This window comes from Neorhizobium sp. T25_27 (assembly GCF_002968565.1).
In the GTDB taxonomy this organism is placed as follows: Bacteria; Pseudomonadota; Alphaproteobacteria; order Rhizobiales; family Rhizobiaceae; genus Neorhizobium; species Neorhizobium tomejilense.
The window spans coordinates 279,738-294,526 of the sequence record NZ_PVBJ01000002.1 but is presented as its reverse complement, the minus strand read 5'-3'; the positions used below and the strand labels follow the sequence as shown (position 1 = coordinate 294,526).

Below are 14,789 nucleotides of genomic sequence, written 5' to 3'. Positions count from 1 at the left end.
CTCAGCTCTTGGTTTTTTCCATCGCGTCAAGCGCGGCAGAAAGGCGCTTTTCCTCGTTGTAATAACGGGCGCGGTCCCAGAAATGCGGCTTAACGATACCGGTCGACATATGCTTGCCAATCAGGCGGCCGTTGGCGTCCTCGCCGTCGATCTCGTAACGCATCAGGTCCTGGGTGATGATCACGTCGCCTTCCATGCCCATCACCTCGGTGATCTGGGTGATGCGGCGCGAACCGTCGCGCAGGCGGGCCGCCTGGATGATGACGTCGATCGAACCGCTGATGATCTCGCGCACGGTCTTGGCCGGCAGCGAATAACCGCCCATGGCAATCATCGATTCCATTCGGCTCAGGCATTCGCGCGGCGTGTTGGCGTGGATCGTGCCCATCGATCCGTCGTGGCCGGTGTTCATCGCCTGAAGCAGGTCGAAGACTTCAGGTCCGCGCACTTCGCCGACGATGATGCGCTCAGGCCGCATGCGCAGGCAGTTCTTGACGAGGTCGCGCATGGTAATCTCGCCCTCGCCCTCGATGTTCGGCGGACGGGTTTCGAGCCGGACTACATGCGGCTGCTGCAGCTGCAGTTCGGCGGTGTCCTCGCAGGTGATGACCCGCTCTTCCTTGTCGATATAGTTGGTCAGGCAGTTCAGCAGCGTCGTCTTGCCCGAACCGGTACCGCCGGAAATGACGATGTTGCAGCGGACGCGGCCGATGACCTGCAGAAGCACGGCGCCTTCCGGGGTGATCGCGCCGAACCTGACGAGCTGGTCGAGGTTCAGCTTGTCCTTCTTGAACTTACGAATGGTGAGCGCCGGTCCGTCAATGGCGAGTGGCGGCGCGATGACGTTGACACGCGATCCATCCGGCAGGCGCGCGTCGCAGATCGGCGAAGACTCGTCGACGCGGCGGCCGACCTGGCTGACGATGCGCTGGCAGATCGACAGGAGCTGGGAATTGTCGCGGAAGCGGATTTCGGATTCGATCGTCTTGCCGGCGACTTCGATGAAGGTCTGCCCGGCGCCGTTGACCATGATATCGGAGATGTCATCGCGGGCGAGCAGCGGCTCCAGCGGGCCGTAACCCAGAACGTCGTTGCAGATGTCCTCGAGCAGTTCCTCCTGCTCGGAGATCGACATCGCGAAATTCTTGATGGTGATGATGTCGTTGACGATATCGCGGATTTCCTCGCGCGCGCTTTCCGCATCGAGCTTGGCAAGCTGGGAAAGGTCGATCGTATCGATCAGCGCCGAGAAGACCTGGCTTTTGGTGTCGTAATAGAGTTCCGTGCGCGCCGGGCGCTTGCGGGCGGTGGACTGCGGCGCAAGCGGCGGGGGCGACGAGATCTGCTGCCGCTGGGTAACCGGATCGCGCACCGGCTCGGCAAGGACTTCCGGAGCGGCGGACCGCGCCGCGGCAGGCGCAGGTGCCGCCGGCAGCGGCGGCGCTACGCTGCCGCTCTTCCCAAATCCCTCGTTTCCGCGTTTTCCAAACATACCGGTTTCCTGGTGTTATGCCTTCTTGCGCCCGAGCATGCCGAGCATCTTGCCGAGGCCACCCTTCTTCACCTTCTTCATTGCGACGCGACCCGTGACGATATGGGCGATCTGGGAGAAGGTTTCGGCGACAGGCGACTTCGCGTCGATTTCGGAGATCATGCGGCCGCTATTGGCAGCATTGCCGAACAACAGCACGTCGAACGGCAGGATGGCGATCGGCTCGATCTCCAATGGTTCGATGAAATCGTTCGGAGCGATCTCCGGGCGCTTCGGCATGCCGACCTGGTTGAGGATCAGATGCGGCGCGCGGTCGTTCGGGCGAAGCTTCTTCAACGCATCGAGCATGTTCTTGGTGTTGCGCAGGTTGGCGAGATCGGGAACCGCGCAGATCACCACCTCGTCGACCTCCGACAGAACCGCCCGCGTCCATTCCGTCCAGCCATGCGGGACATCCAGAACGGCCATCGGCGCGCTGCGCTGCAGGAGCTCGATGATCGGCGTGAACGCGTTGCGATCGAAATCATAGGCACGATCGAGCAGCGAGGGAGCCGCCAGCAGCGAGAGATGCTCGGAGCACTTGGTCAGAAGGCGATCGAGGAAGACTTCGTCCAGGCGTTCCGGCGCGAAGACGGCTTCCGCAATGCCCTGGGCCGGATCCTGATCGAAATCGATATTGGCGGTGCCGAAGGGAAGATCGAGATCGGCCAGGATGGTTTCGGTCGAGAACAGGTTCGAAATGCCGAAAGCGCAGTTATGCGCGATGGTCGAGGCACCAACGCCGCCCTTGGCGCCAATGAAGGCGACCGATTTGCCAAGCGGTTCGGCTTCGGGATCCACGAAGATCGCCGAGATCGAAGCCAGCATGTCAGGCATCTGCACGGGGCCGACGAGGTATTCGGAAATGCCGTTGCGGATCAGCTCGCGATAGAGCGAAATGTCGTTGTAGCGGCCGACGACGATGACCCTGGTCGAGGGGTCGCACACTTCCGCAAGCGGCGTGAGCTCATGGAGCAGGTTCTTCGGCTCGGCGTCGGTTTCCAGAATGATGAGGTTCGGGGTCGGGGTGGACGAAAACATGTTGGCGGCAGCGCTGGTGCCGCCGATGGTCACTCGCAGGTTGACCTTGGCCATGCGGCGATCGCGGGCCATGCGGTCCATCATGCGCTGCATCCCGTCGCTTTCGCAGAAGGAATGGATGGAGATGCGCGGCAGCGGGCGCAGCGCGTCGAAATCGCCCGGACGATCGGCGTCCTCGGCAAACCCTTCACCCTGGCCGGGAGTGCGGATTTCGTAGTTGATCGCGCTCATCGTGTTCTCCGGTTCACTGGCTTACGGCGTCGTCGTGGCGGTGCCGCCGGTGCGGTAGTCGCTGATGACCTTGGCGCGCTGGGTGGCGTCGATCGGCGTTATGGCGCGCGGGGCGATGAGATCCGTTGGATTGGCGACCTGGGCTGCAAGATTGTTCTGGCTGGCACAGCCGAAATTGTACCAGTTCCTGTTGCCGAACGTGTTGTCCGACAGGTCTGCCGGCCATTCGCCGCACTGGCCTGTCATCGCCTTAGTCGTCACGTAGGAAAGCCGGATCGGCGCAGCATCGCCATTCGGCGAGGCGGCGTAGCTGCTCATCAGGATCCGCTGCGGCTTGATGCCGGAACGCGTCAGCTCGCGGCGAATATCGCCCGCCAGATGCTGGGCTGCACCGGAATTATACGACCCGGATGGCACCTGGATCTGCATCACGCCGGCCGGCGACGCCATGAAGTTCTGCGCAAAGCCCTTCACCGTATCCCGCATCCCGGTCGTCAGGCGGACATCACCCGAGGCGATCGGAATATCGAGGGTCGACTGGCCTTCCGCCAACACGATCGGATGGCGGGTGCGATAGTCGTCGGGGATGGAGCCCGTGGTGAGCTGGCTGTTGCCGCAGGCCGACAGGAGCAGGCCGGATACGGCAAGCGCCAATGCTGCGGCGACCCTGCCGCGATGGGACCTGGTTATACCCTTGGTCATGGCATCCTGTCCTTCGGCCGAGATTTTCTGGGTTTCAATGTCCATGACCGCTCACTTGTAGATAAAGCCTACGGCGCCGTGATACTGGCCCGCCGCGACGGGTTCCTTACGGCCGTAGATCTTGTTGACGCGGTTCAGGAAGAAGGTCGCGGCATCGTTTTCCGGATTGAAGTTGTCGTCCGGCCGGGCGATCTCGTTGCGCGCAACGGGACGGACCAGATAAGGCGTCGCGATGATCACGAGTTCGGTTTCGTTGCGGATAAAGTCCTTGCTGCGGAAAAGCGTCCCGAACACCGGAACCTTGGAAATACCCGGCAGGCCGGACATTGCCTGTCGGACATTGTCCTGCACCAGGCCGGCGATGACGATGGAGCCGCCGGATGGCAATTCGACCGTGGTCGAAGCCTCGCGCTTGCGGATCGACATGTAGGTGTTGCCGGGGATCCGCAGTGAGGCACCGTTACCCGTCACGGCAGAGCCTTCGTAGGTCGGCTCCGACACGTTGGTTTCGATCACCAGGCTGATACGCCCGGGGGACAGAACGACAGGCTTGAAGTTCAGTTCAATACCATAATCGACGGTGTCGACCGTCTGCGTGACAGTACCCGCCTGGCCATCGACTTCCTGCTGGCCAGGCAGGCGGTATTCGCCGCCCACATAAAATTTCGCCTGCTGGCCGGATATGGCGGTCAGGCTGGGTTCGGCAAGCGTGCGCATGACGCCCGCTTGTTCCATGGCGTTCATATAAGTCGAAAGGCCGACATTCCCGATGTTGCCGGACATGATGCCTTGAGCAGCCAGGCCGACGGCATTTCCGAGATTGGCGGGGTTTGCGAAGGAAATCGAGCCCTTGGGGCCGGTCACGGAGCCGTTGAAACCGAGCTGCTTCAGCACCTGCCGGCTGACTTCCGCAACCGTCACCTTCAGCGTGACCTGGTCCTCGCCCTCGATGGTCAAGAGGTTGACGATCTGGGACTGCTGTCGGGCTTCGGCGAAGATGTCCGCGTCACCGTTATTGCCCTGAGCCGTAATGTTCCGGGTGGTCGCCTCACCGCCCTTGAGGAAGGCGGTGGTGAGCTTTTCCGCCTGTGCCGAGTCCTGCGGCGTCCGGACGCTGCCGGACAGAACAATGTTGTCCGAGATGATCTCGACCTTGATGTTCGATTCCGGCAGGAACCGGCGAAGGTTCTGCTCGAGGCCGGAAATATCGCGCTCGATTGCCACGTCCAGGCTGACGATTTCCTCGCCGTTGGGTCCGAAGACGAAGATGTTGGTCTGGCCGACGGTCTTGCCGAACAGATAGATACGGCGGGAGGTGCGCGTCACCGCGTCAGCCATGCTCGGGTCGGCGACCAGAATGTCGTGGGCATCGGACGGCAGGTCGACAACCAGTGCCTTGTTGAGACCGAGTTGAAGCCGTTTGCGTATTCCGGGCCCGCCTTCGGTGATACGCACGACGCTGTTTTCGGCCGCCAGAGCTTGCGCCGGCTGAAGGCTGATCGGGGCGATATTCATCGAAACGCCGGAAAAGGCGAGGCAAAAAGCCATGCCTGCCGCTGCCGAGCTACGAATCTTGAGTTTCAGACTGCTCACTTGAACGCTCCGTTCATTTCGCCTGCTCCGCCGTCGCCGTGCTCTTGACGATCGCCCCCGACTTGATGACCTGGATATCCGCCTTGCCATCACCCCCATGCAGCAAATAGTCCGGGGCTACCGTGTCGGTCTCCTGCGAATCCGCGACCGAGCGCAGCGCGAGCGTCAGCCGCTGAGCCATCTGCTGGGCGACGGCGATGACCTTTGTCTGGTCCGGCGTCAGTTCCAGCGTCGCCGTCGTGCCGACGACGGATTTCTTGCCGTCCTCGCTTTCCTGGACCTGCTGGTCGATCGCAAGGACACGAACGTTGCTCAGGATGTTTTCGGTAATGTAATTGCCGTTGTCCTTGTTCTCGCGCACCATGATGACGTCGACCCGGTCATTCGGCAGCACGAAGCCGCCGGCGCCAGTAGCAACCGAGATCTCGGTTGCTACTGCCCGTTTTCCGGATGGCAGCAGCGAGGACATGATTCGGCTGGATGAGTCGGCGATCTTCTCGGCGCGCATCGGCTCGCCCTTGAACATCGGCATGCGGACGACGACGCCCTGAAGCTCGGTCATGGCATTCGGGCGCGTGGAATCGGTGATGAATCCGTCGACGATGCCGCTCGAGGGCCAGGACATCCATGCCATCGACTTGTCGTTCAGCCGGCTGCCCACGGGCAGGTTCTCAGCCGTCACGAGCACCTTGACCGTCGGCTCCTTCTGGATGACGGTTTCCACCAGTTCGGGGGCCTTCGTGCCGGAAAGGCGCATGGCGAGCATGCCGGCGAGACCCGCCGCCACCACGGCAACCGCTAGAATAATGATACGGGTGGGCTTCATGGCCATTCCTTGGGGGAACACTAACTTCCCGGAGAATGGCCTCCAATGGTGTAATTATAGTTAATGAGAAGCTTACAATTCTGGTTAACGCGATCTTTCAATCGCTGAAACCTCTATTGAAACGCCTTCACCGCCAGGAGATGGATAGGCGCAAGCTCAAGGGTCAGGAAGCCGGCGATCGCGATGGCGATACCGTAGGGGATCTTCTTGGCGTTGACGAGGGATGAGGGGAGCGGGATGCCCATGGCCATGACCGACGCCGCCTGCGAGCGCAGGAGCAGGAAAGCAAGCGTCACCGCGCCGCCGACATAACCGACGGTGACGAGGAAAACGAGAAGCGAGTGATTGAAGCCGAACCAGACGGCTGTCGCGGTCAGTAGCTTGGCGTCGCCGCCGCCCATGACATTGAAGGCGAACAGCGCGAAACACACGCCGAACACGGCAAGACCGGCGACCAGATTCATGCCGATTTCCGGCCAGCTTAGCCCCACGAGCGGCGCTAGGACCAGAAAGGACACCAGAACAACCGCCGATACCTGGTTCGGGATCGTCATGCTGACGAGATCGGATATGGCGGCAAGCGCCAGGCAAAGCGGCAGGATTGTAAGAATGGCCAGAGTGATCACGATCATTACTGAATCCGCCGCCATCAGTCAGGATTTGCACGAGCAGAATACGCGATCCGCAATCCCTGCTAAACTACGAAATAAGACGAAGCCGCCTCGATTGTGATCGAGCCGGCTTCTGAAATTTGTCGTCTGCAATCAGCACGCGGCGGTGCCGGTGCCGCAGTTAAGCTTCTTCGAGATGTTGGTGAACTGGGTGTTCAGCGCGCCGCCGAGGGTGGTCGCACCGGCGATCAGAGCAACGGAGATGAGTGCTGCGATAAGACCATACTCGATGGCAGTCGCACCAGATTCATCTTTCATAAAACGAGCGAAAATCTTGGTCATGGAACTCTCCTACTCCACATTTGTTGTTCAGCACTTCCCGACAACTGTTTTCCGTTGTTCGGATGACTGAAACCTACAGAGGGACGATTGCCATCGGCTTAAGGAACATCGTTACCTTCCGGTTAACGGAGGATTGCCGGTTGCGTGGTAAACGAAGAGGAAAGAACAAAACTTGCATTCGAGCGACCACCTGCCCATTCTCATAATTTGCTAATGTGCATTTTTTTACAGAGCCTTAATTTGCATGCAGGAAGGCTGAAATTCGCTTCCTCGGGTTGCAATTCCGGCCAATCGGCAATGGTTAAGACGGGGATCAAGAACCGCCTTCTGTGCCACTTAACCCTTCATTCACCAATCGCAGCCATCCTTGCGGAGATAACAATCTCACCTGAAGGCCCCTCCAATGCTGTTCCGTAGCGTCATGGTCCGACTCCTCGCCATTTGCGGTGTCGTCTTCGCGGGCGCGGGGCAGTCTGCAGCGCAGGATCAGGAGGGCCTTCTGCGCGTATTCATGAATCACGCGCGCGTGCTGAAACTCGACAGGCCGGTCAGCAAGGTCATCGTCGGCAACTCGAACGTGGCCGATGCCACCGTTGCGGACTCCACCACGATCGTCCTTACCGGCCGCAGCTTCGGCACGACCAATCTCGTGCTGCTGGACGCCGAGGGCAATGCGATTGCCGACGAACGGGTGCTCGTTTCGATCGACGAAGGAAACACGGTACGCGTCTTCCGGCAAACCGAACGTTCCATCCTTTCCTGCACACCCAATTGCGAGCAGCACGCCGAGTTCAAGAACACCGCCACGCCCTGATCGGGGACAGGTGGTTAAACTGCGGCCGATCGCTGCAACGGAATCTCAATAATCCGGCCATACGATCGGCACGCTCAAGCCGGGCTGTCGGACGGGAACCATGTGCCAGGATTATGACGATACCAAAAGCAGGGCGCCTATGCCTATAAGAGGCAAGAGCGCGTGGCGGCGGATTGCCCGCTCCAAGGACGGCGCTGCCGCAATCGAATTCGCGTTGCTGGCCATTCCCTATTTCCTGATCGTCTTCGCGATCGTCGAAACCTTCATCGCCTATACGGGAGAACAGCTTGTCGCCAATGCCGTCGACACGATGGCGCGCAAGCTCAGGACCGGCAACATCACCTATGGGCTCAATCGCGGCACCGACAAGACCCAAACAGAATTCCGCCGCGCCTTCTGCGACGAAATATCGATCATGATCAAGTGCAGCGAGGAGGAAATCGCGACGCCGGATAAACTTCTGCTCGATGTCCGCTCGTTCGCCACCTTTGCACTCATTCCCACGACAATTCCGCGTTCGACCTCCGGCAGCGCTTTCGGCGAACTCGATACGTCTTCCTTCGCCTATGCGCCAGGCCCCGCGAAAAGCATCAACATGCTGCGGGCTTATTACCGCTGGGACGTCATCACCGATCTGATCCGGCCCTACATCACCAATGTGCGACCCGAGGGCGGCGGGCGTCCGAACTATTTCCTGATCGTCGAAACATCCGCCTTTCGAGCCGAGGATTATCCGTGATGGAAGAGCAAAAGCGGCAGCCGCGGACGCGATATCCGGGCATGTTGACCCGCCTCAAGCAGCTGGTGGCTGACCGGCGCGGCGTCGGAGCAGTGGAGTTCGCCCTGATCGCGCCACTCCTTCTCAGCCTTTATATCACGTCCTTCGAGATCACCATCGGACTCAGCGTCTCCAAACGGGTGACGCATAGCGCCAGCACGATCGCCGATCTGGTGACCCGGGAAACGAGCGTCGACAAGACGATCCTCATGACGATGAAGGACGTGACCGCAAGTCTGTTTGCGCCCTATACGCCCAACACGCTCAGCATCAAAGTCACGGGGGTGACACTCGATGCCACTGGCAATCCGACCGTTGCCTGGTCATGGGACGAAAAAGATGGCAGGCCCTATGCGATCGGCTCCGCGGTCCAGGTACCGGCCGATATGCACATAGCCAATTCCTTCCTCGTCCGGGCGGAGGTCTCAGTTCACCACGAACTCCTGATGTTCATGCCGGGTCTTTTGCCGAGCGAGGTACAGGACCTCACCATTGCGCGGGAGTATTTCTACCGCCAGCGCCTCGGAGACAGCGTCAACTGCACCAATTGCTGAAGCGCATCGGACGTTAACCCCTTTGCCAACACGCGCACGCGGCTATATGAATCCCGATTCGAGCCGGCCAGCAGAACCGTCGGCTGGCGATATTCAAACTTCCGGGTGACCGATGGCGCGTGCCTTCCTGTTCGTTCTTGATTCATTCGGCGTGGGCGGCGCCCCGGATGCGGACGAGTATGGCGATCTGGGCTCCAACACGCTCGGGCATATCGCGGAGTTCTGCGCGGCCGGCGTCGGCGACCGGGCGGGCCTCAGGGAAGGTCCGCTGCATCTGCCGAACATGTCGTCGCTCGGGCTTCTGGAAATCGCCAAGCTTGCCAGCGGCGACTATCCCGCCGGCATGCCGATGCCGGAGCGGATCTTCGGCCTGCACGGCGCGGCCAACGAAATTTCCCGCGGCAAGGATACGCCATCCGGCCATTGGGAAATCGCCGGGACGCCCGTGATGTTCGATTGGGGTTATTTCCCGACCGAAGGCGAGGCCTTCTCTCCCGAACTGGTGGATGCCATCTGCCGTGAGGGCGACATTGCGGGCATTCTGGGCAATTGCCACGCATCCGGCACCGAAATCATCGCCCGGCTCGGGGAAGAGCATATCCGTACCGGCAAGCCTATCTGCTACACGTCGACAGACTCCGTTTTCCAGATTGCCGCCCACGAAACCCATTTCGGCCTCGAGCGGCTGCTCCGGCTCTGCGAAACCGTCCGAGTGCTGCTCGATCCGATGAATATCGGCCGTGTGATCGCGCGGCCTTTCCTCGGCGAGACGGCAGAGACGTTCGAGCGCACCGGCAATCGCCGTGACTTCTCCGTGCCGCCGCCGGAGCCGACATTGCTCGACCGGCTGATCCGGGGCGGTCGTTCGGTGCATGCCATCGGCAAGATCGGCGACATCTTCGCCCACCAGGGCGTTTCGCGCGTCATCAAGGCGAACGGCAATGCGGCGCTGATGGACGCGACCCTTGCCGCCATGGACGAGGCGGCGCTGGGCGATCTGGTTTTCACCAATTTCGTCGATTTCGACATGCTCTACGGTCATCGCCGGGACGTGCCGGGTTATGCCGCGGCGCTCGAAGCCTTCGACCGCGCCCTGCCGGACGTCCATCGGCGGCTGAAGCCGGGCGATCTGGTCATCCTCACCGCCGATCATGGCTGCGACCCGACCTGGCGCGGCACCGACCACACCCGCGAGCGGGTGCCGGTCATGGCGTTCGGGCCGGGCATCCGCTCCCGCTCGATCGGGATCAGGGCAAGCTATTCGGACATTGCCGAAACCATAGCCACGCATCTCTCGATCCCGCTCGGGCCCAACGGATGGAGCTTCCTTTGACCAGACACCTCCTCAAGGCCGAGATTCACTGCCATATCGAAGGCGCCACGCCGCCGGCACTGGCGGCAAGCCAAGCCAGGAAATATGGCGTCGATGCGAGCAAGGTGTTGCGTGACGGCGCCTATGCCTGGTCGGACTTTTCCGAATTTCTCGTCTGCTACGATGCGGTTGCCAGCCTGTTCAGAACGGCCGACGACTACGCGCTGCTGACCGAGACCTATCTTCTGGAACTCGCCGCCGCCAACACGATCTACAGCGAAATCATCGTCTCGCCCGATCACGGAGACCGGATCGGGCTCGGCGCCGATGCCTATCTTGCCGGCATCTGCGACGGCATCCATGCGGCGCGTGAAAAGACCGGGATCGAGGCGCGGATCATCGTTACCGGCGAACGGCATTTCGGCCCGGACCGGGTGATCTCGGCCGCGGAATATGCGGCACGGGCGAAAAACCCGCTGGTGACCGGTTTCAACATGGCCGGCGAGGAACGCATGGGCCGCGTCGCCGACTATGCCCGCGCCTTCGATATCGCCCGCGATGCCGGACTGGGCCTGACCATCCACGCCGGCGAGGTCTGCGGTGCCTTCAGCGTTTCCGATGCGCTCGATCTGGTGAAGCCTACCCGGATCGGCCATGGCGTCCGGGCGATCGAGGATCCGGCACTCGTGGAACGGCTTGTCGAGCTCGGCACCGTGCTGGAGGTCTGCCCGGGCTCGAACATCGCGCTGAACGTGTTTCCGGATTTCGACAGCCACCCGCTGAAACGTCTCAAGGCCGCCGGCGTGCGCGTCTGCATCAATTCCGACGACCCTCCGTTCTTCCACACGTCGCTCGCCCGCGAATACGAGATCGCTTCGGCGATCATGGGAATGCCGGATGACGAGATCGATGAGATGACGCGCATGGCGATCGAAGCTGCCTTCGTGGACGAAGAGACAAGGGCAAAGCTGATCGCCCTGTTCGACGCACAAGCTGGGTCAGAGGCTGGGGATGAGGCGGCCATACGCGCCTGATGGGTTGCGGAACCGGCCTTTTTCCTGAATGAAGAGACAGGCAAACAATAAGGGGAAGCTCATGAACGGCGTCACTGTCATTGATCATCCGCTGGTGCAGCACAAGCTGACGATCATGCGCAAGAAGGAAACCTCGACGGCGGGTTTCCGGCGGCTGCTCCGGGAAATCTCGATGCTGCTCTGCTACGAGGTAACCCGCGACCTCGAACTGACCATGGAAACCATCGAGACGCCGCTCACGCAAATGCAGGCGCCGGTCGTCGAGGGCAAGAAGCTGGTCTTCGCTTCGATCCTGCGTGCCGGCAACGGGCTTCTGGAAGGCATGCTGGAACTGGTGCCCTCGGCCCGAGTCTCGCATATCGGCGTCTACCGCGACCACGAGACGCTGCAGCCGGTCGAATATTACTTCAAGGCGCCGGACGATATCGCAGAGCGGCTGATCATCGTTGTCGATCCGATGCTGGCGACCGGCAATTCCTCGATCGCCGCAGTCGACAAGCTGAAGGAACGCGGAGCGCACAACATCCGCTTCCTCTGCCTGCTTGCAGCCCCCGAGGGCATCGCCAACTTCCGCGCGGCGCATCCGGACGTGAAGATCTACACGGCCTCGATCGACAGCCATCTCGACGAAAATGGCTATATCGTGCCCGGTCTCGGTGACGCCGGAGACCGCATGTACGGTACAAAGTAATTAATTTAGAATTCGCTTACCAAGCTTTGAAATGAACGGCCTGCGAAGATTTCGCGGGCCGTTTTCTTATGGTTTTCCGGTTATGCAGGAAGCGGATATCCGGTTCATGCCGAGAGGATTGTTCATGCTCCTGCGCACCGTCATTTTTGCCGCCGTTGCGGCGCTGCTGGCGACACAGATCCCAGCGATGATCCAGCGTGCCGATCATCCGACGGAGGCGATGGCCGCCGTCGAAGCGCCCGCAAAGGCAACCCCTGTCTCCGTGACATCCGGCAGCGTGACGCTGGAAGCGGATGGGCGCGGACATTTCAACGGCACGTTCCGGATGAACGGCAAATCCGTCGACGGCCTCGTCGATACCGGCGCGTCCCTGGTAGCGATCAACGAGAGCACGGCCCGCAAGCTGGGCTACAGCGCCAACGGCCTGGATTTCCGCTACACCGTCAATACCGCCAATGGCGGCACCGAGGCGGCGCATGTGGTCCTCGACCGGATCGAGATCGGCGGCGTGCGCGTCAAGGACGTCGATGCCTTCGTGCTGCGCGACAAGGCGCTGACCGGCACCCTGGTCGGCATGAGTTTCTTGAAGAAGCTGAAATCCTTCCAGGTGGAAGGCGGGAACCTGAAGCTGATCCAGTGATCAGCCGATGCGCTTCAAGATGACCGGCGCGGCTGCGACCGGAGCATCAGCGATCGTGTAGAAACGCGCGACATCCTCGGCGATCCGCCTGGCATCCTCTTCAGTTCTGGCATGTACCATGGCGATCGGCTCGCCTTCCGACACCGGGCTACCGAGCGGCAACAATGCGCTGAAGCCCACACGATGATCGATCGGATCCGCCGCCCGCTTGCGGCCTCCGCCGAGTTCGACCACGGCCAGGCCGAGGGCGCGGGTCTCGCAGGCGACAAGGTATCCATCACGCGGCGCCGGCACGCGCAACTGCACCGGCGCGCGCTGCAGATAGACATCCGGCCGCTCGCAGAAATCCACTGGTCCGCCGAGCGCATGGACCATGCGGGCAAAACGCTCCATCGCTTCGCCGGAACTCAGGGCCAGTCGCGCATTCTCCTCGGCTTCCGACAGGTCACGCGCCACACCTGCCTGAACCAGCATTTCCGCGGCCTGCGCCAGAACGACGGCTTCAAGCCTCGTACCGACTTTCAGTCCAGCCAGGAAATCGAGACAGTTGACGATTTCGAGCGTATTGCCGGCCGCATCGGCGAGCGGTTGGTTCATGTCTGTGAGCAGCGCAGCCGTCTTCACGCCGGCACCGTTCGCCACGTCGACCAGTGAGCGGGCCAGCGTTTCGGCCTCCTCCAGACTTTCCATAAAGGCGCCGTTGCCGACCTTCACGTCGAGCACGAGGCTGCCGAGTCCGGCCGCGAGTTTCTTGGAGAGGATGGAGGCTGTAATCAGCGGCACGGATTCGACGGTGGCCGTCACGTCGCGGATGCCGTAGAGCCGGCGGTCGGCAGGAGCGAGGTCGCTCGTCTGCCCGATAATGGCACAACCGACCTCGTCTACCACTTTGCGGAACAAAATCTCGTCCGGCATCACGTTGTAACCGGGGATCGACTGCAGCTTGTCGAGCGTACCGCCGGTATGCCCGAGCCCGCGACCGGAAATCATCGGAACTGCAAGGCCGCAGGCGGCAGCGATCGGCGCGAGCATCAGCGAGACGTTGTCACCGACGCCGCCGGTCGAATGCTTGTCCGCCACCGGTCGGCCAAGGCCGTCCCAATTCAGGACAGTCCCGGAATCACGCATGGCAAGCGTCAGCGCTACCGTCTCATTACGGGACATGCCCTGAAAGAAGACAGCCATGGCGAAGGCAGCCGCCTGGCCCTCGGAGATTTCCTCTCTTGTCAGGGCCCCGATGAAGGCTGCGATTTCCTCGGCGGCGAGGACTTTTCCGTCGCGTTTGCGACGGATGATCTCCTGCGGGATCATCCTGTCAGTAGCCGCTTGATGCGCGGACAGTGGTGCCGCCGCTCAGCACGCCGAGAATATCGTCAAGCAGGCTGGATGCGCCGAAGCGGAAGGTGGACGGCATGATCCAGTTGGGAGCCATGATCGTTTCGGCAAGCCGGAAGTAGAGATCGGCGTCGGCAACAGTCGATATCCCGCCGGCAGGCTTGAAGCCGACCCGCTTTTTCGAATCCCGGATCGCCTGCAGCATGATGTCGGCAGCTTCGAGCGTCGCGTTGACGGCGACCTTGCCGGTCGACGTCTTGATGAAATCGGCGCCGGCGGCAATCGCCAGTTCGGAACCGCGGCGGATCAGCGCGCTGTCCTTGAGTTCGCCCGTCTCCAGGATCACCTTCAGGCACGCATCGGGGCAGGCAGCGCGGACGGCTTCGACCATTTCGGTCACCGCGGCCTCATCGCCCGCGAGCAGCTTGCGATAGGGAATGACCATGTCGATCTCGTCGGCACCATCCTCGATCGCCTGCCGCGTCTCTTCGACCACCGCCGCGACGGCAAGTTCGCCCGACGGAAAATTCACGACGGTCGCGATGCGGACCGGATGTTCGGGGCCCAAGATCTGGCGCGCATGGACGACGAAACGCGGCCAGATGCAGATCGCCGCCGTGTTGCCGTAAGACGTCTGAGCGCGCAGGCACAGTTTCTCGATCGCTGCATTGTCGCAATCGTCGCGCAGATTCGTCAGGTCGAGAAGCGATAGCGCGAAGGCTGCCGCCTCGCGCGGGCTCAGGAGTTCCATGTC

16 protein-coding genes are annotated in these 14,789 nt (G+C 61.4%); 7 read left to right on the top strand and 9 right to left on the bottom strand.

The window, feature by feature from the left end; all coding sequences use genetic code 11:
* Position 1: 1 nt before the first annotated feature.
* The 7 genes from C5J24_RS08200 to C5J24_RS08170 all read right to left on the bottom strand — a co-directional run bounded on the left by C5J24_RS08200 (position 2) and on the right by C5J24_RS08170 (position 6,877).
* Positions 2-1,492, bottom strand: a complete 1,491-nt coding sequence (locus C5J24_RS08200; RefSeq protein ID WP_105417119.1) for a CpaF family protein — start codon at positions 1,490-1,492, stop codon at positions 2-4.
* Between the two features lie 15 nt (positions 1,493-1,507).
* Positions 1,508-2,803 carry a CpaE family protein gene (locus tag C5J24_RS08195; RefSeq protein WP_105417117.1) on the bottom strand — a complete coding sequence of 432 codons (1,296 nt, stop codon included), beginning with the start codon at positions 2,801-2,803 and terminating at the stop codon, positions 1,508-1,510.
* 21 nt (positions 2,804-2,824) lie between these two features.
* The gene (locus C5J24_RS08190) at positions 2,825-3,550 is read right to left on the bottom strand and encodes a CpaD family pilus assembly protein (protein WP_205836925.1); all 726 of its coding nucleotides are present in this window, start codon (positions 3,548-3,550) and stop codon (positions 2,825-2,827) included.
* A 6-nt stretch (positions 3,551-3,556) separates the two neighbouring features.
* The gene (locus C5J24_RS08185; RefSeq protein ID WP_105417115.1) at positions 3,557-5,098 is read right to left on the bottom strand and encodes a type II and III secretion system protein family protein; all 1,542 of its coding nucleotides are present in this window, start codon (positions 5,096-5,098) and stop codon (positions 3,557-3,559) included.
* A 13-nt stretch (positions 5,099-5,111) separates the two neighbouring features.
* Positions 5,112-5,924 (bottom strand): Flp pilus assembly protein CpaB, encoded by an 813-nt coding sequence (gene cpaB, locus C5J24_RS08180; protein WP_105417637.1) that lies wholly within the window; start codon positions 5,922-5,924, stop codon positions 5,112-5,114.
* A 113-nt stretch (positions 5,925-6,037) separates the two neighbouring features.
* Complete coding sequence (locus tag C5J24_RS08175; protein WP_105417636.1) at positions 6,038-6,550, bottom strand: prepilin peptidase; 513 nt, start codon at positions 6,548-6,550, stop codon at positions 6,038-6,040.
* Between the two features lie 138 nt (positions 6,551-6,688).
* Positions 6,689-6,877 (bottom strand): Flp family type IVb pilin, encoded by a 189-nt coding sequence (locus C5J24_RS08170; protein WP_105417113.1) that lies wholly within the window; start codon positions 6,875-6,877, stop codon positions 6,689-6,691.
* 403 nt (positions 6,878-7,280) lie between these two features.
* Here C5J24_RS08170 and C5J24_RS08165 point away from each other — a divergent pair, with 403 nt between their 5' ends.
* The 7 genes from C5J24_RS08165 to C5J24_RS08135 all read left to right on the top strand — a co-directional run bounded on the left by C5J24_RS08165 (position 7,281) and on the right by C5J24_RS08135 (position 12,700).
* Positions 7,281-7,691, top strand: a complete 411-nt coding sequence (locus tag C5J24_RS08165; protein ID WP_245437312.1) for a pilus assembly protein N-terminal domain-containing protein — start codon at positions 7,281-7,283, stop codon at positions 7,689-7,691.
* Positions 7,692-7,791: 100 nt separating this feature from the next.
* Positions 7,792-8,430 carry a TadE/TadG family type IV pilus assembly protein gene (locus tag C5J24_RS08160; protein ID WP_105417111.1) on the top strand — a complete coding sequence of 213 codons (639 nt, stop codon included), beginning with the start codon at positions 7,792-7,794 and terminating at the stop codon, positions 8,428-8,430.
* On the top strand, positions 8,430-9,023 hold the full coding sequence (locus C5J24_RS08155) for a TadE/TadG family type IV pilus assembly protein (RefSeq protein WP_105417109.1): 594 nt from the start codon (positions 8,430-8,432) through the stop codon (positions 9,021-9,023). Before C5J24_RS08160 ends, C5J24_RS08155 begins: the two co-directional genes overlap by 1 nt.
* Before the next feature lie 112 nt (positions 9,024-9,135).
* Positions 9,136-10,356: a phosphopentomutase gene (locus C5J24_RS08150; RefSeq protein ID WP_105402362.1), complete on the top strand. Its 1,221-nt coding sequence runs from the start codon at positions 9,136-9,138 to the stop codon at positions 10,354-10,356.
* Entirely contained in the window at positions 10,353-11,369 is a 1,017-nt protein-coding gene (locus C5J24_RS08145; RefSeq protein WP_105417107.1) for an adenosine deaminase, read from the top strand. The genes C5J24_RS08150 and C5J24_RS08145 overlap by 4 nt, the downstream gene beginning before the upstream one ends.
* A gap of 61 nt (positions 11,370-11,430) precedes the next feature.
* Positions 11,431-12,060 carry a uracil phosphoribosyltransferase gene (gene upp / locus C5J24_RS08140; protein WP_046667258.1) on the top strand — a complete coding sequence of 210 codons (630 nt, stop codon included), beginning with the start codon at positions 11,431-11,433 and terminating at the stop codon, positions 12,058-12,060.
* A 124-nt stretch (positions 12,061-12,184) separates the two neighbouring features.
* Entirely contained in the window at positions 12,185-12,700 is a 516-nt protein-coding gene (locus C5J24_RS08135; protein WP_105402485.1) for a TIGR02281 family clan AA aspartic protease, read from the top strand.
* Here C5J24_RS08135 and deoA read toward each other — a convergent pair whose 3' ends face one another.
* Both deoA and deoC read right to left on the bottom strand, forming a co-directional pair.
* Positions 12,701-14,011, bottom strand: coding sequence for a thymidine phosphorylase (gene deoA, locus C5J24_RS08130; protein WP_105417105.1), 1,311 nt, complete (start codon positions 14,009-14,011; stop codon positions 12,701-12,703). It abuts the gene before it with no gap.
* A gap of 4 nt (positions 14,012-14,015) precedes the next feature.
* On the bottom strand, positions 14,016-14,786 hold the full coding sequence (gene deoC, locus C5J24_RS08125) for a deoxyribose-phosphate aldolase (protein ID WP_105417104.1): 771 nt from the start codon (positions 14,784-14,786) through the stop codon (positions 14,016-14,018).
* Between the last annotated feature and the right edge of the window lie 3 nt (positions 14,787-14,789).